A 23,045-nucleotide genomic window follows, 5' to 3' on the forward strand; every position below is an offset into this window, starting at 1 on the left:
TCCAAGGCAAGCCCTCGGTGCGACGTGGTCCCGACAGGCTCATCCCCACGGGCCGCGGGGGGATCGTGCAATCGTCTCTACTGGTTGTTTCGCATATCTCGTAACGGTAACGAATCGGTTCGTAGTCCAAACCAACAGCATGTTACAGACACCGCGCGGTGCGAGGGCGAATCTGCTCACTCGCCCTTGAGCTCGGTGATAACTGGCGCGAAGGCTTCCATCTGCGTCGGGAAGATGCCGACGTAAGACATCGAGGTACGGGCGCGAACCGCGCGAATCTGGTCGGCGATTTCCTCGTAACTGCCGAATGCCAGGTACGGCGAATTCAGAATGTCCTCGACGGTGAGCTTCACGTCGACCTCGATGTTCGGCGGGTAGCCGTTGTCCAGGGCGGCCAGCGCCATCTCCGCCATCGCCTCCCGATCGTCGGTCGGCACGATGGTGGTGATCGTCCAGTTCAGCTCGATGTCGTCGAACCGGTCGCCGGCCGCCTCCCGGATCTTGTCCACCCGGGCGGCGGTGGCCTCCATGGTGATGCCGGACAGCAGCATCTTGCCTTCCTTGTTGCTCGGGGCGGCCACCGAGATGATGTCGGCGTACTTGGCCGCCAACGCGAGCATCTTCGGGCCGCCGCCGCCGACCACGATCGGCGGGCGCGGGCCCTGACGCGGCCGCGGGCTGCCCTTGAGCCCGTTGATCTGGAAGTACTTGCCCTGGAAGTTGCACTCCTGACCACGCAGCAGGGTGTCCAGGATCTGCAGCGTCTCCTCCAGCTTGGCGATGCGCACGCCGGGGCTGTCGTAGGCGATGCCGCCCTTGTCGAACTCTTCCTTCATCCAGCCCGCGCCGATGCCCAGTTCCAGCCGTCCACCGGAGAGCACGTCGATGGTCGCGGCGTCCTTGGCCAGGACGGCGGGGTGACGGAAACCGTTTGCGAGCACCGCGGTTCCGATGCGGATCTTGTCCGTGGCGACGGCGAGCGCGCCGAGCGCGGCGATCGGCCCGACCTGGTTGCCCAGGTGGTCGGGAATCATGAAGCTGTCGTAGCCGAGTTCCTCGGCCTTCTGCGCCAGCTTGACGAATCGGCGGGCCCCGCCCTCCTCGGCGTTGCCCTCACCGCCCGCGGCGAACCGGAACTTGCGCGGCGCAGCGGCGTCGGCGGAACTCATCGATCACTTCTCCTGAAGACTGGGCAGAACGGCGGGGGCCAGGCCTGGCCGTGGCAGCTGGCCGACTGGTCACTCTATCGGGTCCGTGTCCCCCGGTCGCTAATCGTGCGCGGGGGTCGGCGCGGATCGCACCTTGTCGGCGGCCCAGTCTGTCATCCAGACCGTGGCCGTGGTGCCGCTTTGATCCACCACGAAGGTGTTGTAGAGGGCGTGGACGGGATTGTTCACGTACTCCCCGATCCGAGCCAGGCTCGCGAGCATGTTGCCCGGCTTGAACGCGTTCGGCGGGGCGTCGCAGATGCCGTCGGTGGGCGCACATATCTGCACCACCCGGTCGGCCAGCGCACCGAATCCGCCGGGCCGGGGGCCGGTCATCGTGATGCCCGGCACCTTCAGCCCCGCCAACGAGAGCTCCGCGCCGACACCGGCCACCGGCGGGCCGATCGTCGGGGCGGCCGCCGGGTCGCGCCTGCCGTCGGCGATCACCCCGACGCCCAGCACCAGGTCCTGCGGGACCGGGCCGTTACCGGCCCCGATGCTCGCCGCGAGGTCGCCCGCGATGACCGCACCCTGCGAGAAACCCATCAGCACGAAGCTGGTCAGCGGGCACTCGGCGTGCATCGACGCCATCACCTCGGTGGCCTTCGCCGTGCCCTCGCCGCGGCTCTTGTTGTACGACATCTGGCCGTCCGGCGGCAGCGCCACCGGGTTCGAGAACTGCGCCACGTACGGAACCGTGTAGACCTGCGCGCGCTGACCGGGGAACTCGGCCTCCAGCGGGCGGGTGACGTTGAGCATCAGCGAGGCCGGATTGGCCGTCGGGTTGAACGGGTCGTCCACGGAGCTGGACTCCCAGGTGCCGGGGATCGACACCACCTGCACGTCGGGACAGGACGCCGGCTGCGCGCTGGGCCGTTCCGGCGGCGCCGGCGGTCCGGGCGGCGGCGACGGCACCCGGCCGGCCAGCAGGTACCAGGCCACCAGCGCCACGAGGGCGACCAGGAGCGCCACGATGACCACGACCACCAGTCGCAGCAACCGGCTCCCTGCCGACTTCCGGCCCTTCCTCGCGGCGCCCATCGTCGACTACTTGCAGTACGTCTTGGTCGCGGCGGCGATGTAGACGCCGGCGGCCCGCGCCGCCTCTTCCGGTGAGACCGTCGCGCCGCTCATCCCGGCCTCGACGCCCGCCATGCCGGTCACGTACGCGGTGACCTCGTCGGCCGGACGGTTGTTGGCCTGCGCCGCGCAGATGTAGTTCGCGGTGGAGATCGCGATGTCGCCACCTTCGGCGGGCGTCACGCCGCCGGCCTTGAGCGCGTCGAGGAATTCCTGGCCCCGCTCGTCGACCGCGGGGGCCTCGGTGGGACCGGGGAAGCCACTGGGCACCGACTCCGGGGTCTCCGGCGGGGCCGTCGCGGCGACCGCGGGCGGCGTGTAGGGCGGCACCTCGATGTCGGTCTTGAGCGGCGGCACCGTCGCCGACCCGGGCGACTGGGCGGTCGTCAGGGTGGGGGTGCTGCTCGCCGTCGAGTCGTCGCTGCCGCAGCCCGCGAGCACGCCGACGGAGACCGCCAGCATCGCGCCGAGGGCCAGGGCCCGCGCCAGGGGCTTACGCGTGGAATCGAGCATTGTCTGTGTCAGTCCTCGGGGTCGGGGTGGTGGCCGCCGCGTTCGGCTGCCGTGCGAATCGGAATCGAGCGTACCGACAACAGCGGGCCGGGACCGGAGACGAACGCCGGTCACGACCCGCTGCCTGGTGATCTAGCGGAAGTGGAGGTCGCCCCGGTCGCCGGCCGTGGTGATGCTGCCGCCCTGGAAGTCCTGCTGGACCCCGCCGGGGATGTCGCGCGCGTCACCGATCGGGAAGCCGAGTCGACCGTTCTCGTAGCCCTGGCTCTTCCAGGCGTCGAAGACCGGACCGTTCTTGACGGACCAGGCACCGCTGAGCGGCGACCAGTAGATGTTGCCACCGTCGAACGCGTTGAAGCGGCCGCCGTCCTTGACGGGGATCTCACTGGTCTTGGGGAAGCCGAGCCAGCCGTTCTCGTAGCCCATCGAGCCGTACTTCTGCATGATCAGGCCCTGCACGGCGTTGGCGCCGTTGGCCGGGCTCCAGTACATGGCCCCGATCTCGAAGCCCTGCACCGCGCCGTCCTTGCCGGGGGTGTTGATCTCGTCGGCCGACGGGTACCGGAGCGGACCGCCCTCCCAGCCCTGCTTGGCCCACTCGTCCCTGATGGCGCCGCGGACCGCGTGTGCACCGGTCTGCGGGGTCCAGTAGATCGAGCCTGCCTGGAAGTGGTTGTACCGGCCGCGGCCGTCCGGGGTGCCGGTCTCGCTGGTGGTGGGCATACCGAGCGGGCCACCGGGGCCGCCCATGGCCTGGTAGGCGCCGCCGATCATGCCGGCCACCACCTGGGCGCCGGTGCCACCGGAGAAGAAGATCCGGCCGTTGCGGAAGTCCTGCGCGACACCGCCGGGCACGCCGTACTCGCCGGTGACACAGCCACCGAGCCACGGGTTGGCGTTCGCGACGGGCGCGATGGCGCCGCCGGGCGCACACGCCGGGGCGTCCACCGGGACACCGAGCGTGTTGGCCACCTGCGGCCAGGCCTGGTGCAGCTCGAACTGCCAGTACGGCCACGAGTGGGTTCCGGACGGGCGGTAGTTCACCTGCGCCGGGATCCCGAGCTTGTTCAGCTTGGTCGCGAAGTTCTGCGAGGTGAGCCGGGACAGGATCTCGAGGCCCATGCCCGCGTAGTTGGTCGACACGCCGGGGATGCCGGACGGCTGGTCGTACGGGCCGGTCATGCCGCTGCCGCTGGAGATGTAGAGGCTGATGCCCTTGAGCTTCTCGGCCTGCACGTACGGGTCGTGTGCCGCCCACTCGGGGTTGCTCGGTGCGCCCCACATCTTCGCGGCGTTGTACTTGCCTGCGTCGGTCATCGCGTACTGGACTGCCTGCGGCATGCCCAGCGAGGTGGTGGTCAGGATGCCGGAGAAGGAACCGGCGAACTTGAAGAAGTCCGGGTTGCGGGCGGCCAGCGCCATCGCGGCGGTGCCGCCCATGGACAGGCCGATGACGCCACGGGTGTCCGTGGTCCTCAGGCTGTTCTGCAGCACCGGCGGAAGTTCCTTGGTCAGGAACGTCTCGAGCTGGTAGTTCTTGCCGTTGTCCGGCTCCAGCCAGTCGGAGTAGAAGCTGGACTCGCCGCCGACGGGCAGGATCACGTTGACGTTCTTGTCCGCGAAGAAGTTCGCGGCGTCCGTCTCGATGGTCCAGCCGCTCTCGTCGTCCCGCGCGCGCAGGCCGTCGAGCATGTACAGCGCCGGGAAGGTCGCGTCGGGCTTGGCATTCCAGTCACGCGCGAGCAGCACCTGCACCTGGAAGGGTGCGCCCATCGCCGGGGAGTCGACCCACAGGGCCACCCGGCGGTCGGTGATCCACTGCACCTTGGAGACGCCGGGGATCGACTGGTTCGGGGCCGGGGCGGACCGGGCGGTCGCGGCACGCGGCGGCGGGGCCGGAGCCTCCGTGGTCGTGGTCGGAGCCTCGGTGGTGGTCGTGGTCGTCGGCGCCGCCGTGGTGGTGGTGGTGGTGGTGGTGGCCTTCGGCGTGGTGGTGGCCTTCTGCGCCGTGGTGGCCTTCGGCGCGGTCGTCTCGGCGACAGTCGTCTTGTCCAGCGGGACCAGACTCTCGTCGTCGGAGTCCGTGGTGGTCGGCGCCGCGGTGGTCGTGGTCGTCGTCGTGGTGTCGGCGGGGGCCGCGTTCGCCACGGTGGTGAGCCCGGCGGCGGTCGGCAGCACCAACGCGGCCGCCAGCAGCCCCAGGGCGCGCCCGCGACGAGTCCTGCCGGACGCCGTCCCCTCGGGCCCGAAGCCCGGCTTCCTCAGTGCTGGTCGCATCTGACGGTGACTCACTTTCTGCTCTTCGGCCACACTGCTCGTCGGCTCGACACTCGGATCTCGGTCAACCCCCGGCCCGGGCGACGCCACACGTGGACGCCAGCCGCTCGTGATTCTTTCTACACGTCGGCGAACGGCCGAGCCGGGTGACTCGCTGTGACCGGTGGTGCAATTGTTACTTCTGTTCAGCTTCCGGATACGGCAATGCCGCCCCACACGGCCGGTAGGTCGGGTGGAGCGGCATCATCGAGTCACGGTGCTGGGACGAACCCGGTCACCAGGCGTTCAGGGTGTCCAGGATCTGGCCCCGGGCCTTGAACAGCTCGGCGGACCAGTACGGCCACGAGTGCGTTCCGTTGGACGGGAAGCTGTACGTCGCCGGGATGCCGAGGGTGGCCAGGCGGACCTGGAAGGCCCGGCTGTTCGCCAGCGCCAGCGCCTCGAGCGCCATGCCGTTGGCGGTGTTGTAGTAGTCGATCGCCTTGCTCGGGTGGTCGTACTGACCGGGCAGGCCGCTGGCCGAGGACACGTACATCGACAGGTCCTTGAGCTTCGGCGCGAAGACGAACGGGTCGTTGCGCAGCCACGACTTGCTCCACGGCGGGCCCCACATGGAGTCCACGTTGTAGCGGCCGGCGTCGAGCATCGCGACGCGGATGGCCTCACGCATGCCGGGCGCCGAGATGTTCAGGTAGCCCGAGAGCGATCCCGCGAACTTGAACTGGTCGCGGTGGTACGCGGCCAGGGTCAGGGCGGCGGAGCCACCCATCGACAGGCCGAGGATGCCGTTGTTGGTCCGCGAGACGCCACGCGTAGCGAGGTAGTCCGGCAGTTCCTTCGTGAGGAAGGTCTCCCACTTGTAGGTGACCTGCTGGCCGTTGAAGTTCGACGGCGCCATCCAGTCGCTGTAGAAGCTGGACTCGCCGCCGACCGGCATCACCAGGGTGATGTTGTCGTTGCGGTACTGGTCGAGCGCGTTGGTCTCGAACGTCCAGGCGTTGCGGTCGCTACGGGCGCGCAGGCCGTCGAGCAGGTACAGCGCGGCGCTGCCACCACGGGCAGCCCACTGGATCTGAACCTTGATGGGGCCCATCGAGGACGGGACCATCACCTCTTCGAATCCGCCCGACGGGGCGCGGTGCGCGATCGGTGCGGCGCCTGCAACAGCGGTACCCGCAATACCAGCGGCTAGGGGCAGGACGAGCGCCGCGGCCGACAGGCCGAGAACGCGTCGCTTGAGGCGTTCAGAGAACCTCGGTCTGCCTATACGCATGAATATTGCTCTCTTTCTTTTACTGCGGTGCCCGCCAGCGGCGGCACGGCGATCGGCGTCGGCCACGTCATTCCGTCCCCACACATGTGAAAACGGCAGTGGTACTGCTCAAGGTCACACTGCGCTCGGTGGACTGTATGTCACCGAACCGACTCTGACAACAGAGCCGCTGTGGCTGTCTGTGACCGCGTTGCACACTCTCATTTCATCGGCCCACGAGGACCCATCGTTACACAAACGAGATAAATTCGCCGTGCACGATCACCTCTACCTGGGCTCGACCGGCGGCGGTGGCGTGAGCCCACACCGCTCGATCTCGTACTCCGGGACGCGGTCGAATCTGTACCCCGCATAGTCGAAGGCCTTCTTCAGGTTCCGGACGAACAGTGGCCGGCTCAACTCGCCCCGGTACGACTGCAGCAGCTCCTCGGTTTCCGGACAGGTCAGCGCGACCTTCGCCTGCCGCACCCAGTCCTCGTCGAGGTACCAGGGCAGCCAGGGATGCACGTCCACCATCCCGGTGTCCGCGACCACCCAGTCCGGGTAGAGGGCCTTGTCGTGACCGATCCGGCCGTCGTCGAGGCGCTCGGTGTGGGCGGCCAGCGGGTACGCCAGCCCCATCTGGTCCAGCACCCGGACGTCGAGGCCGACGTTCATGCTCGTCATGCCCAGGTTCAGGAAGTAGACGACGTGGCCGACGCCACCCTCCGGGATCGGCGCCGGCGGCGGCACCACGTCCCAGTAGGTGTACGCGGCGGCCGGCAGCAGCACCCCACCGTCCGGAGTGTTCGCGATCGCCTCGACCATCGCGCGCATCCGCGGGTAGTCGAGGTAGTCCTCGGACCGGATCGGGTGCTCGTGACCGGTGTTGAGTATGTAGAAGGCGCGCTCGTCGACGATGCCGGACTTGCCGACGACGGTGCCGTTCGGCATGCCGGTCACAGTGGACACCGAGATCGCCCACACGACCGTCGCGAGCCAGGCCAGCGACCCGGCCGCGAACAAGGCGGTCGCCGGGGTCTTGCCCCACTGCCCGCGGGCGGGTACCCGAACCGGCAGGACCGCGATGGGCAGGATCAGGCAGAAGAGGGCGGGCAGCAGGACCCGGCCGTGCATGAAGTCGCCGCCGACGCGCACCGAGTAGACGGCCAGCAACAGGCCGGCACCCAGCATGAGGAGGACCACGGCGGTGGGGGTGTGCAGCCGCTGAGTCAGCGGGGCACGGACGCCGGTCCGGTCTGCCGCCGCCTTCTCCTTGCTGTCGGCGGGCGAAACCTTGCGGCCGAGCAGCACCCAGCCGACGTAGCCGCCGACCACCAGCAGCGGCAGCCACAACCAGTACGGGCCCACGAGGTTCCACAGGTAGGCGAAGCCCTGCGACCACTTGGCGCCGCCCGCGTCCTTGGAGACGGCGGTGTTGGGGTAGGGCAGGGCGTAGTAGCCCATCCGCCAGATCTGGTAGCCGACCGGCAGTGCGCCGGCGACGGCGACGATCGAGACGCGCCGCTGCCAGCTGCCCGGTGTGAGGAAGATCATCAGCAGGGCCAGACCGGCCACGATCACCATCTCGGGGCGGACCAGCGGCCCCAGCCCGGAGACGAAGGCGAGCACCAGCACCCGAACGGTGGTCGGCTCCCGCTGCGACCACTGCACCAGCAGCAGCCACACCAGCGAGATCCAGAAGATGACAAGGCAGGTCTCGAGCCCGGAGGTGGCGAAGTCACGGGCGGGCGGGATCGCGATGTAGGCGAGGGCACCGGCGGGCAGCAGCAGGGTGGACCGGCCCAGTGCGCCGGCCCGGTTGTTCCAGAGAGAACCGGCGCCCAGCATGCCCAACGCGATCGCGGCACCGGAGAGGACCAGGGCCAGCGTGAGCACCACGTACTCGAGCCGGATCTCGGTCAACCAACCGAAGGCGTAGACCAGGTACGTCCATACGGTGCTGGTGTTGGCCTCCACCCGCTCGCCGGCGTTGAACACCGGCCCGTTGCCCGCCAGCAGGTTCCGCACCGTCCGCAGCACGATCAGGCCGTCGTCGGCGATCCACCGACGCTGCCAGGCGCCCCAGAAGAAGAGGGCAGCGGTCAGCGCGACCCCGCCCAGGTACACCCACCGGGCCAGAGACCTCGGCAGCGGCTGGTCGGCGGGGTCGCCGGCCGCCGCGGACCCCGCGGAACGTGCGGTGTCAGGCGAGGTAGACAGCGACACCCACCGCTCCGATCCAGGCCAGCGCGAGGAACTGCAGCACCCGGTCGCCCAGCGCGATCTCCTCCGGCTCGCCGGCCTCGCCGCCGTCGACGTCCACGGCGTAGCGCAGGATCGCGATGGTGAACGGGATCATCGAGATGGCGAACCAGTTGGTGCCGTTCGCCTGGTCCCGCTCGAAGGCCCACAGTCCGTAGCAGATCACCACCGCCGTTGCGGACAGCGTCCACACGAAACGCAGGTAGGTGCCGGTGTAGTACTCGAGGGACTTACGGATCTTGGCGCCGGTGCGCTCGGCCAACTGCAGTTCCGCGTAGCGCTTGCCCGCCGCCATGAACAGCGAGCCGAAGGCCATGATCAGCAGGAACCACTGCGAGAGCGGGATCTCGGCGGCCACACCACCGGCGATCGCACGCAGCAGGAAGCCCGAGGACACGATGCAGATGTCGAGCACGGCCTGGTGCTTGAGGCCGAAGCAGTACGCGAGCTGGATGGCGATGTAGACGCCCATCACCAGCGCGAGCTGCCAGTTCGCCAGGAACGAGATGCCGATCGCGCCGACGAGCAGCACGACGGCCATCGCGTAGGCGAGGTTGACCGGCAGCACGCCGGCGGCGATCGGGCGGAAGCGCTTGGTCGGGTGCGCCCGGTCCGCCTCCACGTCCATCGCGTCGTTGACGAGGTAGATACCGGACGCCGCCATGCAGAACACGACGAACGCCAACGCCACCGGCACGAGCACGTCGACCTCGGTGACGGACCCGGCCGCCAGCGGCGCGGCCAGCACCAGGACGTTCTTGACCCACTGCCGCGGGCGGACCGCCTTGACGATCCCTCCCAGCAACGTCTTGGGGGGCCCGGCGACCTCGGACGGCTCCTCGCTCATTTCTCTCCAAACTTCTTTTCGGCACGCAGAACCACTGCGGCCGAGGCTGCGCCCAGGGCGGATCCGGCAAGCACATCGGTCGGGTAGTGCACGCCGAGAACGAGCCGCGAGAGCAGCATCGGAGGCACCAGCACCGCGGGCAAGGGTAGACCGGTCAGACGACCGAGGAGTACCGCGGCGGCCGTCGTCGACGTCGCGTGCGACGACGGAAAGCTCAGCTTGCTCGGCGTCGACACGTTGACCTGCACCGAGGGGTCGTTCGGGCGGGCCCGGCGGACGACACGCTTGATCACGATGGACGCCGCGTGCGCGCCGACCGCGCCGACCGCGACACCGGCCCACTGGCGGCGGCGACGGGGGTCGACGACGGCGCCGACGCCGGCGATCGCGACCCAGCCGAGCGCGTGCTCACCGAAGTGGGACATGCCACGGGCGGCGGCGATCACGCCGGGCTTGGCACCGACCGTGCCCTGCACCGCGTTGAGCACCCGCACCTCGGCAGCCGACTCAGGCCTTGTACTGGAAGACACTTTCCCACCTCTCCTTGCTGGTCAGCGCCGGCACCGCGGCCGCGTACTCGGCCTTGAGCTCCGGGAACCGGGCGGCCAGCTCGCGGCGCAGCCGCAGGGCCTCCTTCAGCAGGGCCCAGGCCTGGCGCGGGTCGCGCTTGCGGTAGACGACGCCGCGACCGTCTGCGGTGGTCACGGTGACGCCGTCGACCTGCGAGAGCAGGAACCAGCGGGCGTCGAGCGTCGGGACGTTCAGCTGCGGGCGCTCGTGGTGCTCTTCGACGGCGGGCTTCAGGTTGTGCACCAGGCCCTTGCCGAGCCGGACGAGCTTCGCGAGCGGGCCGTGGGGTTCGCCCACCGCGCCGACACCGGCGCCGGACGGCAGCGGCAGGCTGGTCGAGGACGGCACCACCACGGCGTCGGGGAACTCCTCACGCAACGCGCGGACCTCGCCGAGCGCGGTGGGCAGCAGCTCGACGATGTGCTCCGGGCCGCCGAGGAAGTCCGCGATCGCGCGGTTCTGGATGGCGACGGTGGAGTACTCGAGGCAGAGCAGGTGCTTGACCGTGGCCTTGACGGTGTCGAGCACCAGGCCCCGGCCGTTGCCCGGCATGTACAGCGACGCCACCACCAGGCGGTTGCGCAGGTGGAAGTAGGCCTGCCAGTCGATGGCGTCGTCCTTGTCGGACCAGGCCATGTGCCAGATCGCCGCGCCCGGCATGGTGACGGTCGGGTAGCCCGCCGCCCGAGCGCGCAGCCCGTACTCGACGTCGTCCCACTTGATGAACAGCGGCAGCGGCTGGCCGATCTCCTCCGCGACGACGCGCGGGATCATGCACATCCACCAGCCGTTGAAGTCGACGTCGATGCGCCGGTGCAGCAGCTTCGAGTTCTCCCGGTCGCTGAGCGGGTACTTGGAGAAGTCGTGGTCGTACTCGACGTTGGGCGCCGCGGACCACATGAAGTTGCCGCGGTTGATCACCTCGCCCATCGTGTGCAGGTGACTGCGCTCCTGCAGGTTGAGCATCTGCCCGCCGACCAGCATCGGCGACTTCGCGAACCGGGACATCGCCAGGGCGCGCAGGATCGAGTCCGGCTCGATCTCGATGTCGTCGTCCATGAACAGGATGTGCTGGCAGTCAGTGGTCTTCAGGGCCTCGTACATGATCCGGCTGTAGCCGCCGGAGCCACCGAGGTTGGCCTGGTCGTGCATCGCGAGGCGATCGCCCAGCACCTCCGCCGCGGCCGCGAAGCCCGGCTCGTCGCGGGCCTTGCGGGTGCCCTGGTCGGGCACGATGACAGCCTTCAGCACGTCCAGCACCAGCGGGTCGGAGCCCAGTGCGGTCAGGGCCTTGACGCAGTCCGTGGGGCGGTTGAAGGTCGGGATGCCCAGCGCGACGCTGGCCTCACCGGGCGCCTCGACCGGGGCGAACCAGCCGGCACTCTCCACCGTCACCGCGGTGTCACTGGTGATGTCGAACCAGATCCAGCCGCCGTCCTCGAACGGCGCCAACTCGACCTCGAACTCCAGGGCGGTGTCCCCGTCCTCGAACTCCTTGCCCTCCACGTGGATTCGCGAGGAGTCGGCCTTGGAGCGGTACACGTCCACCCGGCAGTGCCCGCTGAGCTCGAGCCGCAGCACCACGGAGCCGAGGATGCTCCAGCGCCGCCAGTAGCTGGCCGGGAAGGCGTTGAAGTAGGTGCAGAACGACACCTCGGACTCGGCACCGATCGACAGCGCGGTACGCGAGAGGGCGTGCGCGCGAGCGGAATTGGTGCTCGACTCCTCGAGGTACAGGGTGCGCACGTCGAGCGGCTCGCCCGGTCGCGGCAGCAGCACCCGCTGCAGCAGCGCCTTGCCGCGCAGTTCGACGTGGTCGTCGGCGGTCGCGTCCGCCTCGATCAGGTGCCGCGCGCTCATTCGGCGGTCCCGTTGGCGAGGGGCGCGCCGGTCTCGAGGTGCGGGCGCAGGGTGTTGTCGAACATGCTCAGGGCGCTGGCGATGGCCATGTGCATGTCCAGGTACTGGTAGGTGCCCAGACGCCCACCGAAGAGCACCTTCTGCTCCGCGGTCTCCTGCTTGGCGCGGGCGCGGTACGCCTCGAGCTTCTGCCGGTCCTCGGGGGTGTTGATCGGGTAGTACGGCTCGTCCGTGGACTCGGCGAACCGGGAGAACTCACGCATGATGACGGTCTTGTCCGCCGGGTACTCCCGCTCGGGATGGAAGTGCCGGAACTCGTGGATTCGGGTGTACGGCACGTCCGCGTCGTTGTAGTTCATCACCGGGGTGCCCTGGAAGTCACCGGTCGGCAGCACCTCGGTCTCGAAGTCGAGGGTGCGCCAGCCCAGCTCGCCGTCGGCGTAGTCGAAGTAGCGGTCCAGCGGTCCGGTGTAGACGATGGGTGCGTCGGGGCTGACCGCGCGCAGCTCGTCGCGGACGTCGAACCAGTCGGTGTCGAGCCGGACGTCGATGCGCTCGTCGGTGACCATGTTCTCGAGCCACGCGGTGTAGCCGTCGACCGGCAGTCCCTCGTAGGTGTCGCTGAAGTAGCGGTTGTCGAAGGTGTACCGCACCGGCAGTCGGGTGATGTTGCCGGCGGGGAGGTTCTTCGGGTCCGTCTGCCACTGCTTGGCGGTGTACGCCTTCATGAACGCCTCGTAGAGCGGGCGGCCGATGAGGCTGATCGCCTTCTCCTCGAAGTTCTTCGCGTCCTTGCTGTCGACCTCGGCCGCCTGCTCGGCGATCAGCGCGCGCGCCTCGTCGGGGGTGAAGTACCGGCCGAAGAACTGCGAGACCAGGCCCAGGCCCATCGGGAACTGGTAGGCCTGGCCCTTGTGCATCGCGAAGACGCGGTGCTGGTAGCCCGTGAACTCGGTGAACTGGGTGACGTAGTCCCAGACCCGCTGGTTCGAAGTGTGGAACAGGTGCGCGCCGTACTGGTGCACCTCGATGCCGGTTTCCGGCTCGGGCGCCGAGTAGGCGTTGCCGCCGAGGTGGTTGCGGCGGTCGAGGACCAACACCCGCTTGCCGAGCTGGGTCGCGGCCCGCTCGGCGATCGTCAGTCCGAAGAATCCTGAACCTACGATGATCAGGTCGTACGGGCCGGAGGTCACGGAGTTCTCGGTAACAGAGGTCACGGCGAACCAGGGTATCCGACAGAACTGTCGGCGCTGATCGGACGCCCGGCGCGCTACCGGAAGGTGCGTCCGACGTACACCCGTAGCGCGTCACGGACGAAGGTCGCGCCGGCGAGGCCGCCGTACTTCGCGGCAAACCGCTGGTCGGTGACGTACATCTCCGCCAGGCTCAGGACGTAGTCCCGGTCCGGCGCCGCGCCGTGGCCCGGCGTCCCGGGGATGCCGCTCAGCCACTCGACGTGCCGGCGCGCCAACTCGGCGACCGCGGGCAGGCCCAGGCCCAGCTCGCGCAGCAGCAGGATCCGCTGCAGCCGCACGAGGGAGTCCCGGTCGTAGTACCGGTAGCCGTTGACGCCGGTGCGGCTCAGCGTTACCTGTGTGTCGGTTCGACATGTCCAGGATGGAAGTTGACGTTGCGTCAAGGTCAAGGTCGAGTTGGCGCGTCCCCGGATCTACGCGCGGTGCAGCGCCCACGCCCGCGCGGCGTCGACCGGGTGGCCTCCGGGAATCGGCAGGAAGTGCTCCAGCTGCCAGGCCTGCGTGGCGCCGGCCTGGCGACTGCTCGTCGTCACCCACTGCGGGTAGACGCGGATCGCCCGCTTGCCGCCCACGCCGGCTCGCGAGAGCACGCCACGCTCGCGCAGGACCTCATGGGAGAACACGAACTGACCGAAGTGGTCGCCGTCGCGGCAGCTGACGACGAACAGGTCGACGGGGTCGGCGGCGTCGAAGGGCGCGATGGGACCCGGGCCGGGCCGCTTCCACAGCGTCACGAACTGCCCGACCTTCGTCGGTGTGATCCTTGCGACGCGGTACCTGACCGCCCGGCCGTCGAGGGTGAACTCGTACGCCCCGTACGCCGCACTCTCCGGCTCGGGCACCGGCCTCGAACAGGCGAACCCGCAGGGGTCGTACAGCCGCGTCCTCGCCGCCAGCAGGTCGGCGTGAACCCCGGGCCAGGCCGCCGGATTCGAGTTCTCGCGCCCGGCAGGGTCGGTCATGGTCGTCCTCGTTTCGTGCTCGTCGACGCGCTGGGCGCCGGTGGCGGGGCGCCGCGCCCGACCACTTCGGACAGCCTTGCATTGCTGGTAGCGGCCCCTCGCAGCCACTAGCGTTCCGGCCATGAGCACCGACTCGGGGGACGTGTCGACCGCCCCGGAACCCCACGACGCCGAACCGCACGGCCAGGGCCTCTACGCCAAGCTGAACTGGCTGCGGGCCGGGGTCCTCGGTGCCAACGACGGCATCGTCTCGACGGCGGGCCTGGTGGTCGGTGTCGCCGCCGCGACCACCGACCGCGGGTCGATCCTCACCGCCGGCATTGCCGGGCTCGCCGCGGGCGCGGTGTCGATGGCGCTCGGCGAGTACGTCTCGGTGAGCACCCAACGCGACACCGAGCGCGCGCTGCTGGCGAAGGAGCAGGCCGAACTGGCCGAGACCCCCGAGCAGGAACTCGCCGAGCTCACCGGGCTCTACGAGGCGAAGGGCCTGTCCCCCGCGACCGCGCGCACGGTGGCCGAGGAACTGACCGCGCACGACGCCTTCGCTGCGCACGCGGAGGTCGAACTGGGCATCAACCCCGACGAGCTCACCAACCCCTGGCAGGCCGCCGCGTCCTCGGCGGTCTCGTTCACGCTGGGCGCGCTGCTGCCGCTGATCGCGGTGCTCCTCACGCCGCCCGCGGCGCGGATCCCGGTCACGGTCGTGGCGGTGCTGGTCGCGCTGGCGCTCACCGGAAGCGTCAGCGCCCGGCTCGGCGGGTCCGACCGCGGCCGGGCGGTGGCGCGGGTGGTGCTGGGCGGCGCGCTCGCGATGGCCGTCACGTACGGGATCGGGCAGCTGGTCGGCGGCGTCGCCCTCTAGCTTTGATGTCCCGGCGTCAGCTTCGATGTCCCGGCGTCGCCGTCAGGCGGGCGGCGCCAGCAGCACGGGGACCACGAACTGCTCGATCATGGCGCGCTCGTCGGCCTCGTCGGCACCGGGCACGGTGAGCAGCGAGACGATCACCCGGACCAGCCAGCGGGCCCGGCGCGAGACCTCCGCGTGGTCGCCGAGCCCGGCGTCGGCCAGGAAGGCCGTCCCCAGCACCTCGATGACATCCGAGGTGCTGGCCAGTTCGGAGGCGATGCCCGCGTCGCCGAGCCCGAACCAGGCGGCCAGGGTCGGCGTCCGCCGCACCTCACGGACCGCGCCGAGCGTCGCCTCCACGACGCGTCGACGCAGGTCTGTGATGTCGGCGACCTGGGTCGACAGTTGCTCCCCCAGCCGCCGGGCCTCCCGGTGCACGAACGCCAGGTGCAACGACCGGCGGTTGTCGAAGTACCGGTACAGCGTTGCCCGCGAACACCCCGCCGCCTTCGCGACCTCGGCCATGCCGGTGGTCGCGACGCCCCGCCGGACGAAGAGCTCCGCGGCGGCGTCGAGGATCCGTTCCGCCGCGATCTCGCTGCGCTCCTCGCGGAGCCACGGCGAGGCGGGGCTCTCGGAGGCGGTCAGGGCGTCGGGGCCAGCCATCAGCTCACCGAGAACGGCACGTGGGTGGGCCTGCGCACGTAGTTGCCGGGCGCGTACTCGACGGCGTCGATGTCGACGGTGAAGTCGGGGTACCGGCTCAGCAGTTCCTCGAGCGCGACCCGGGCCTGCATGCGGGCTGCGGCCGCACCGAGGCAGTGGTGGCTGCCGTGGCTGAAGGTCATGATCTGACGCGGGGCACGCAGCACGTCGAACTCCTCCGCATCCGGACCGTAGGCACGCGGGTCGCGGTTTGCGGACCCGTAGACCAGCAGTACCTTACGGCCCGCCGGGATGGCGACGCCGCGGCCGTCGACATCGACGGTCACGTCCCGGGTGGTGGTGCGGGCCAGCCCCTGCACGGGCGAGGTGAGACGCAGCAGCTCCTCGACGGCGTCGGAGATCCGGGACGGGTCCTCGAGCAGCAGCGCGCGCTGGTCGGGCCGCTGGGTCAGCAGCTGGACGGCGCCGCCCAGCATCCCGGTGGTGGTGTCGTTGCCGCCGGTGACCATGGTGAACGCGAACCCGAGGATGGATAGCAGCCCGGAGATGTCGCCGTCCGCGCCGACCCCGGCGTCCACCAGGTGCGAGATGGTGTCGTCCCCGGCCTGCCCGGCCGCGGACTCGGCGCGTCGACGCTCGATCAGGCCGCCGAAGTAGCCCATCAGGTCTCCCACGGCGGCCGCCGCGTCGAGGGTGTCGCCGGTGGCGGTGGCCGCGACGATCGAGTCGGTCCAGCCGTCGAACCGGTCACGGTCCTCGGCCGGGACACCCAGGTAGTGCGCGACCACCATGCTCGGCAGCGGCTTGAACAGCGTGGTGACGATGTCGCCGCCGCCGGCCGCACGCAGCCCCTCGAGGCGCTCGACCACGAACTCACGCACCGCCGGCTCGACGGAGTTGACCTGCCGCGGGGTGAACCCGCGCGCGACGAGGCGACGGAAGTCCGTGTGCTGCGGCGGGTCCTGCATGACCAGCGGCGGGTTGTCCCGCATGCCGATCTTGTCCAGCTCGCCGTACTGGGTGGTCAGCCCGTCCGCGGAGGAGAAGGTCTCGTGGTCGCGGGCGGCGGCGAACACGTCCGCATGCCGGGTGAGCACCCAGTAGTCGTCGCCGGGCGACTCCTCGGGCACCACATGGTGCACGGGGTCGTGCTCACGCAGCGCCGCGTACATGCCGAACGGGTCCCGCCAGGACTCCCCGGACGGCGGCACATAGGCGGCCCGACCGGACATAGTTGTCGTCATGTGTCGAGAGTGAGACAGATGCCATTGTTTGTCAACGACGAGTTTCGGCAGGATCTCCCCCGGTTTCCGGGGGAGATCCTGCCGAAAATGTCAGAACCGACTCAGTCCGTCATGCCGCACGCGATCCAGTTCCGGATCCGCCAGATGACGTTGTACAGATTCCACGGCGCCACGTCGTAAACGTCCCACCGCTGGCCGACATGGGCGGTCCACTCGGGGAGCTTCGAGCAGCACACGCGGTGTCCGAACATGCGAAAGAGACTGTTGCAGAATGCAGCACGCATCGAGATTCCTCTCGTCAGTCGCCGGCCCCGGATCGGGGCCAGCGTTGGTGCGCGCTCATGGGTCAAACGGTAACACCCTTGGCTCCAACGTAATTCGGCAGGATCTCCCCCGGTTTCCGGGGGAGATCCTGCCGAAGATGCCGTTCAGGAGAACCGAGGCGTCAGCCGGCGCTGCCCGTCCCGGGCAGCGTGGAGCCCAGCACGCTGGCGTCGATCACCTGCGCCCCGGTGGTCGGGGTCCAGACGATGGCGCCGTGCGTGAACATCCGGAACTTGCCCGCCTCGTCGGGCATTGCCATCTCGGGGCCGATCGGCGCTCCGAGCACGCCGTTTGCGCCGCCGAGCTCGGCGTACTTCTTCTCGATCTCGGTCGGCGTCGGGACCTCGGGCGCGGCGTCGTCGGGCGCGGCCTGGCGCCCGTCCGGCGGGGCGACGGGTGCCGCCGGGGCCGGGACCAGGCCCTCGGTGATGGTGAACCAGTCGGACTTCAGCCCGAGCTCCCTTCGGGCGGCATTACCGTCGACGTCCACCGTCTTCTCCGAACCGACCACCCTCATCCCGGTGACGCGCCCACCGTCGGCGCCGAGTCCGTTGCGCGAGGTGACGGTCGCCGACTGCAGTTCGCCGACGCCGAACGCCTCGGCGATGTCGCCGGCGGTGAGGACCTGCGTCCAGTCGTGGACCGGCGCCGATGCGTCACCCTTGTCCTCCACTGCGGCGAACACGCCGCCGGCACTGAATCCTCCTGTGGAAGCGGAGAACTCGGCCGCAATCGGGTTGCCGTCACGAACCAGCGCGCGGCCCGCCGTGGAGCGCACCGCCTCGGTGGTCCGCGGGTCCTCCTTTGTCGAGCCGGGGTAGACCTGGCAGTCCTGGGTGTCGCAGGTGTCCGCGTAGCCGTACCGGTGCTCGGACGCAGCATACGACCGAGCCGCAATTACCTGGGCGCGCAACGCTTCTGCTCCTCCGGTGTCCGCCCACTCGGGCTTCGACTCGGCGGGCACCACGCCCAGCAGGTAGTCCTCCAGGTCGACGTGATTGACCACCCTCGGCTCCGCACCCTCCAGGGCTACACCGAGCGAACCTCGAAAACTGTTGCCGCCACACAGTTTCAGGTGCTGCTCCGCCGGACGGTCCGCGGCGAGGTCGACGGGGTCCACCCAGGGATGGTCCGTCGCGCCCTGCCAGAGCACCTCCCCCTCGCAACCCTTGGTCACGGCCACACTCGCGCCGCCGCCGGGAGTCGCGGTGAGGTGCGCGACCTCGCCGGGCGCCACCGGGCGACCGGCGACGTTCATGCCGGCGTCGGAGTACACGTTCAGCCCCTGCCCGTCCAGGCCGACGAGTCGCACCGTGATCGGCCGCTGCGGGATGCCGTCCAGCGGGGTGCCGCCGTAGTAGTGGTCGATGATCCGTTCCGCGGCCCAGCCCTGCTCGGCGGCGTAGCCGTAGGCGCCCCACTGCCCCATGCCACGCCCGTGGCCGTGGCCGTGGCCGACCACGGTGAACGGGGTGTCCGCCGCGACGGCCTCGGTGACCGCGCCCGCGGTCCCGCGGGCGGCGACGATGCCGACCCCGGCCCCCACCACCAGCGCGGGTGCGACGCCCAACGCGAGGGCGCGCGCCGCGAAAGGCCGCCATCCGGCACGTATCGGGCGGCCCATGATGAACTTCTTGCGACGGGTAATGGCCATGTTCCGGTCTCCTCATCGACTGAGACGAGCATCAAGTCTCAAGCTAAGGTTGAGCCTTAGGCTATCTGTGGCTAGTGTGGCAAGAGTGGTCAGCAATGGCAACAGCTGTCACTCAAGCAACATTCGCAACACAAATGCAGGGTTCGGGGCCTCGAGCAGGTTCAGCGAAACAACGAGGGAGTCGTCTTGCCGCACCGCCGATCGAAGCCGTCGATCATCCTGGGGACGGTTGCCGCCGTAGCTATCGCGAGTCCGCTCGCGGTCTGGGGCGTCACCAGCACCTCCGGGGTCCGGTCGACCACCGAGTCCACCCAGTCCGTGCCGACCGAGATCGCGGAGGTCGTCCTCGCGCAGGTCCCCGACATCGTGATCCCGCTCAAGGAGCTGACCGGCCTCGACCTGCCCGACCTGCGCCTGTCCGACCTGAAGAAGCTGCCGCTCCCGCCGCTGCCGACGGAGATCGCGCTCCCGCAGAACCTGCCGCTGCCCGAGGGGCTGACCCTGCCCGAGAAGATCACACTGCCCGCCCTGCCGGTGCCCGCGCCCGCACCGGGCGACATCGCCGAGCAGGTGCCCCCCGCTCCCGCCCCGGCCGCACCCGCGCCGACGTCGGAGCAGGAGTTCGGCACCGCGGTCAAGGAAATCAGCCGCGCCACGCCCTTCAGCATGATCGCGCTGACCTCGGACCTGGGTGCCACCGCGGCCAAGGTCCGCGCGAAGCTCGCGGACGGCTCGTGGGGCCCGTGGTTTGCCACCGAGCAGGTGGACTCACGCAAGAACGATCGCACCCAGGGCGGGAAGACCGGCACCGAGCCGGTGTTCGTCGGCCAGACCACCGCGGTGCAGGTGCTGGTCACCAAGGCCGCGCAGGCCCTGGCGGCACTGCCCACCTCCGGCACCGCCGAGGCGCCGGCGCCCGCGGAGCTGCTGCCCAACCTGCTCACCCCGGTCGACCCCGCCAAGCCCGGCGACCCGGCGCCGGCCGCGGTCGGGTTCGCCCCGGCCGCCCTGAACACCCCGCTCCGTGCGCAGGAGCTCGCGCCGGCACCGGAGCCCGCGCCGGAGCCCGCACCGGCACCGGCACCGGAAACCGCTCCCGCACCCGCCTCCACCCAGGCACTCGCGGACGCCGTCACCGCCGTGCTCATCCAGCCCGGTTCCGGCAACGCGGACGCCGAGCTCGGTGACATCGCCTCGCCGCTCGGGGGTTCCGGGCCGAAGGTGATCACCCGCGCGCAGTGGGGCGCCGACGAGGGGATCCGCTGCGACCGACCCAGCTACGACGACTCCCTCGGCGGCGCGGCGGTGCACCACACCGCGGGCAGCAACGACTACACCAAGGCCGAATCCGCCGAGATCGTCCGCTCCATCTACGCGTACCACGCGCAGACCCTCGGCTGGTGCGACGTCGGGTACAACGTGCTGGTCGACAAGTACGGCCAGGTCTTCGAGGGCCGCGCCGGCGGGCTCGACCGGAACGTGCAGGGCGCGCATGCCGGCGGGTTCAACGAGAACACCATGGGCATCGCGATGATGGGCGACTTCTCCACCGTCACCCCGCCGCAGGCCACTGTCGACGCCGTCGGCAAGTTCCTGGGCTGGCGGCTCGCCAAGGCCGGACTGGATCCGACCGGTCGCACCACTATGTACTCCGAGGGCACCGAGTTCACCCCGTACGGCCAGGGCCAGGCCGTGGACCTGCCCGTCATTTTCGCGCACCGCGACGTGGGCAACACCAGCTGCCCGGGCGACGCCGGCTACGCGAAGATGAACCAGATCCGCAGCATTGCCAAGGCCAACTACGGTGGCGGGGGTGGCGTGCTGGCCGTCGCACCGGAGAAGCCGGCGGGCAATGCCGCCACGTCCGGGAACACGCAGACCGGCACCCAGCCCGACGCCCAGGCCCCGACGATCGACACCGGGTCGGTCGAGCAACTCGGCACGCTCGTCGGTGAACTGCTCAAGCTCACCGACCAGTCCCCGATCGCCCAGAAGTGGATCTCGGAGGGCGGCGAGCTCGGTCGACTCGGGGCCTCGCTGAGCGGGATCCTGTCCGCGAAGGCCGGGAACTCGCTCGTGAAGTTCGACAACGGAGCCATCGCCACCTCCCCCAACGGCGGGGTGTGGACGGTGCTCGGCAAGATCTACGAGACGTGGAACCAGAGCGGCCTCGACGGCGGGGCCCTCGGGCTCCCGGTCAGCGACGAGTACGTGGTCCCGGACGGTATGCGCGCCGACTTCGAGTACGGTTCGCTGATCTTCAACCAGATCACCGGCATCGTCACCACGGTGCTCAAGACGTACAACGAGACCTACGCGAATTCCTACGCCGGGCTGCCGGCGGCGGACGCGGCGGCGCAGGTGCCGGCGGCGGCCCCGGTACCCGAGGCGCCCGTTCCCGCTCCGGCCCCCGAGGCACTGGCCCCGGCTCCGGCCCCGGTCGGCTGACCGACGCTCACCGCACCACCCGCATCAGACCGGCTGCCCTGCAGCCGGTCTGATGCGTTGTGACGCAAGAAAGTTCGCCGGGATCAGTTCGCCCACCAGCGTTCGAGCACCCGCGCGACACCGTCCGCGGAGTTCGACGTGGTGACCTCGTCGGCCGCGGCGATCGCGTCGGGGTGCGCATTGGCCACCGCGACGCCGTGCCGGGCCATCGAGAGCATCGGTACGTCGTTGGGCATGTCTCCGAACGCGACGATCGCGCCGCCGTCGATGCCGAGCCGGCTCGCCAGCGCGGACAGCCCGGACGCCTTGGTCACCCCGGGCGCGGACAGTTCGATCAGCCCGTTGTTGGTCGAGTAGGTCAGGTCCGCGCGACCGTTCAACAGGGGGGCGAGCCGCTCGACCATGTGCGAGCTGGCGATCCCTGGCAGCCGGATCAGCAGTTTCACCGCCGGGTACGCCACCACCTCGTCGTCGGAGACCTCGGTGTCGTCGGGGTTGAGCCAGGCGTGCTCGTAGTCGGGCGAGCTGACGAACTGCGGCGTGGCCGCGTCGTGCGCGGTGGCACCGATCCGTTCGGCGGCGAGCCCGCAGCCCGGCAGCGCCGACTTGGCGAGCTCGGCCACCCAGGTCAGGGTCTCCACGGACAGGGTCTCGGCGGCGAGCACCCGGTCGGTGGCGCTGTCGTAGAGCACCGCGCCGTTCGCGCACACCGTCATCGGCGCCATGCCGAGGCCGTCGACCACCGGTGCGATCCAGCGTGGCGGCCGGCCGGTGGCCAGCACGAACGGCACCCCGTCCGCGACGGCCGCGTGCACCGCGGCACGGGTGCGGGCGCTGACCATCTCGTCGTCGTCGATCAGGGTGCCGTCTACGTCGCTGGCGATCAGGAGGGGCTTGGGGTATCCGTTGTCCTGCACCAGACCCATCTTGCCGCACCGACCCGCGCGCGGCCGGACGGCCGGACGGGCCGGCTACCGGGACCGCAGCAGCACGTCGTTCAGGGTGACCATCGCCAGATTGCGCTCCCGGACGATGTCGACCAGCCGGGGGTAGACGTGTGTGACCGCGGGATGGTTGGCGTGCCCGATGACCACGGCCTGTGCGGTGAAGTACTTCCGGGCGCACTCGAGCAGGTAGTCCTCGGTGATCACCGAGGAGTCCGACAGCGATCCGTACCAGAGCGTCGGGGTGCTGTACCCGAGGTCGGCGGCCACCGAATCGACCGCCGCGTTGTGGAATCCGTACGGCGGCCGGAAGAACGGTGTCCCATCCACTCCGAACTGCTTCCGCAGGAAGGTCTGGGTCCGCCGCAACTGGTCGGCCACCGCCGAGCTCGAGAGCTTGGTCAGGTCCGGGTGGTCCCACGTGTGGTTGCCGAGCTGAATCTGGCCGGAGTCAACCAAGGGGCGCAGCGCATCCCGGTGAATCGTCCACGAGTCGTAGGACGCGGTGACAAAGAAGGTGAAACGGGCGCCCGTGTCCCGGGCGAACCGTATGTACGCCGCGACCACCTCCGGGTCGGTGCCGTCGTCCACGGTCAACGCGAGGTTGGCGCCCGGTCCGGGCAACGCCGTGAGCGTGCCCGGCGGGACCGCCACCCGCGCCGAGGCCGCGGGCGGTCGACGCAGCTCTGGCGCGGCCGGGCCTGGAGTCGCGGACCCTTGCGCGGGCAACGCGGCGTCGTCGTCCGTCTCGCCGGCGACCGCGGACGCGCATCCGGCCAGGGCGCCGACGGCTCCCGCCGCCAGCAGCGTCACGAATCTCCTTCTGCT

20 protein-coding genes are annotated in these 23,045 nt (G+C 70.0%); 2 read left to right on the forward strand and 18 right to left on the reverse strand.

Annotation, left to right across the window (positions count from 1 at the left end):
* Window positions 1-176: 176 nt before the first annotated feature.
* From AC1DWC_RS08000 to AC1DWC_RS08055, 12 genes are all read right to left on the reverse strand, one after another.
* Complete coding sequence (locus tag AC1DWC_RS08000; RefSeq protein ID WP_477840283.1) at window positions 177-1,169, reverse strand: LLM class F420-dependent oxidoreductase; 993 nt, start codon at window positions 1,167-1,169, stop codon at window positions 177-179.
* 99 nt (window positions 1,170-1,268) lie between these two features.
* Window positions 1,269-2,249: a cutinase family protein gene (locus AC1DWC_RS08005; RefSeq protein ID WP_477906970.1), complete on the reverse strand. Its 981-nt coding sequence runs from the start codon at window positions 2,247-2,249 to the stop codon at window positions 1,269-1,271.
* Between the two features lie 6 nt (window positions 2,250-2,255).
* Window positions 2,256-2,801 carry a DUF732 domain-containing protein gene (locus AC1DWC_RS08010; protein ID WP_477840279.1) on the reverse strand — a complete coding sequence of 182 codons (546 nt, stop codon included), beginning with the start codon at window positions 2,799-2,801 and terminating at the stop codon, window positions 2,256-2,258.
* 132 nt (window positions 2,802-2,933) lie between these two features.
* A complete protein-coding gene (locus AC1DWC_RS08015; protein WP_477906972.1) occupies window positions 2,934-5,078 on the reverse strand; it encodes an alpha/beta hydrolase-fold protein in 2,145 nt (714 codons plus the stop codon).
* Window positions 5,079-5,352: 274 nt separating this feature from the next.
* Window positions 5,353-6,351, reverse strand: a complete 999-nt coding sequence (locus tag AC1DWC_RS08020; protein ID WP_477906974.1) for an alpha/beta hydrolase — start codon at window positions 6,349-6,351, stop codon at window positions 5,353-5,355.
* 267 nt (window positions 6,352-6,618) lie between these two features.
* Window positions 6,619-8,559, reverse strand: coding sequence for an arabinofuranosyltransferase AftB family protein (locus tag AC1DWC_RS08025; RefSeq protein ID WP_477906976.1), 1,941 nt, complete (start codon window positions 8,557-8,559; stop codon window positions 6,619-6,621).
* A complete protein-coding gene (locus AC1DWC_RS08030) occupies window positions 8,537-9,442 on the reverse strand; it encodes a decaprenyl-phosphate phosphoribosyltransferase (RefSeq protein WP_072844476.1) in 906 nt (301 codons plus the stop codon). The genes AC1DWC_RS08025 and AC1DWC_RS08030 overlap by 23 nt, the downstream gene beginning before the upstream one ends.
* Complete coding sequence (locus AC1DWC_RS08035) at window positions 9,439-9,972, reverse strand: phosphatase PAP2 family protein (protein ID WP_477906978.1); 534 nt, start codon at window positions 9,970-9,972, stop codon at window positions 9,439-9,441. The genes AC1DWC_RS08030 and AC1DWC_RS08035 overlap by 4 nt, the downstream gene beginning before the upstream one ends.
* Window positions 9,950-11,872, reverse strand: a complete 1,923-nt coding sequence (locus AC1DWC_RS08040) for a glycosyltransferase (RefSeq protein ID WP_477906980.1) — start codon at window positions 11,870-11,872, stop codon at window positions 9,950-9,952. Before AC1DWC_RS08040 ends, AC1DWC_RS08035 begins: the two co-directional genes overlap by 23 nt.
* Window positions 11,869-13,089, reverse strand: a complete 1,221-nt coding sequence (gene glf, locus AC1DWC_RS08045; protein WP_477906982.1) for a UDP-galactopyranose mutase — start codon at window positions 13,087-13,089, stop codon at window positions 11,869-11,871. Before glf ends, AC1DWC_RS08040 begins: the two co-directional genes overlap by 4 nt.
* Window positions 13,090-13,142: 53 nt before the next feature.
* The gene (locus AC1DWC_RS08050) at window positions 13,143-13,511 is read right to left on the reverse strand and encodes a TipAS antibiotic-recognition domain-containing protein (protein ID WP_477906984.1); all 369 of its coding nucleotides are present in this window, start codon (window positions 13,509-13,511) and stop codon (window positions 13,143-13,145) included.
* A gap of 30 nt (window positions 13,512-13,541) precedes the next feature.
* On the reverse strand, window positions 13,542-14,090 hold the full coding sequence (locus tag AC1DWC_RS08055) for a MepB family protein (RefSeq protein ID WP_477906986.1): 549 nt from the start codon (window positions 14,088-14,090) through the stop codon (window positions 13,542-13,544).
* A 121-nt stretch (window positions 14,091-14,211) separates the two neighbouring features.
* Between AC1DWC_RS08055 and AC1DWC_RS08060 the strand changes: the two genes are divergently transcribed.
* Window positions 14,212-14,952: a VIT1/CCC1 transporter family protein gene (locus tag AC1DWC_RS08060; RefSeq protein WP_477906988.1), complete on the forward strand. Its 741-nt coding sequence runs from the start codon at window positions 14,212-14,214 to the stop codon at window positions 14,950-14,952.
* Window positions 14,953-14,994: 42 nt separating this feature from the next.
* On the opposite strand, the gene AC1DWC_RS08065 is transcribed toward AC1DWC_RS08060, so the two are convergent.
* The 4 genes from AC1DWC_RS08065 to AC1DWC_RS08080 form a co-directional block, all read right to left on the reverse strand.
* On the reverse strand, window positions 14,995-15,603 hold the full coding sequence (locus tag AC1DWC_RS08065) for a TetR/AcrR family transcriptional regulator (protein WP_477906990.1): 609 nt from the start codon (window positions 15,601-15,603) through the stop codon (window positions 14,995-14,997).
* Window positions 15,603-16,847 (reverse strand): cytochrome P450, encoded by a 1,245-nt coding sequence (locus AC1DWC_RS08070; protein WP_477906992.1) that lies wholly within the window; start codon window positions 16,845-16,847, stop codon window positions 15,603-15,605. Before AC1DWC_RS08070 ends, AC1DWC_RS08065 begins: the two co-directional genes overlap by 1 nt.
* 101 nt (window positions 16,848-16,948) lie before the next feature.
* On the reverse strand, window positions 16,949-17,098 hold the full coding sequence (locus tag AC1DWC_RS08075) for a hypothetical protein (RefSeq protein WP_477840258.1): 150 nt from the start codon (window positions 17,096-17,098) through the stop codon (window positions 16,949-16,951).
* Between the two features lie 194 nt (window positions 17,099-17,292).
* Window positions 17,293-18,825: a SpoIID/LytB domain-containing protein gene (locus tag AC1DWC_RS08080; RefSeq protein WP_477906994.1), complete on the reverse strand. Its 1,533-nt coding sequence runs from the start codon at window positions 18,823-18,825 to the stop codon at window positions 17,293-17,295.
* Window positions 18,826-19,011: 186 nt separating this feature from the next.
* Here AC1DWC_RS08080 and AC1DWC_RS08085 point away from each other — a divergent pair, with 186 nt between their 5' ends.
* Window positions 19,012-21,273, forward strand: coding sequence for an N-acetylmuramoyl-L-alanine amidase (locus tag AC1DWC_RS08085; protein ID WP_477906996.1), 2,262 nt, complete (start codon window positions 19,012-19,014; stop codon window positions 21,271-21,273).
* 83 nt (window positions 21,274-21,356) lie between these two features.
* Here AC1DWC_RS08085 and AC1DWC_RS08090 read toward each other — a convergent pair whose 3' ends face one another.
* On the reverse strand, window positions 21,357-22,190 hold the full coding sequence (locus AC1DWC_RS08090; RefSeq protein WP_477906998.1) for an HAD family hydrolase: 834 nt from the start codon (window positions 22,188-22,190) through the stop codon (window positions 21,357-21,359).
* Window positions 22,191-22,244: 54 nt separating this feature from the next.
* Window positions 22,245-23,030, reverse strand: coding sequence for a polysaccharide deacetylase family protein (locus tag AC1DWC_RS08095; protein WP_477907000.1), 786 nt, complete (start codon window positions 23,028-23,030; stop codon window positions 22,245-22,247).
* Window positions 23,031-23,045 lie beyond the last annotated feature (15 nt).

Source organism: Rhodococcus sp. P4_C10 (assembly GCF_056402135.1).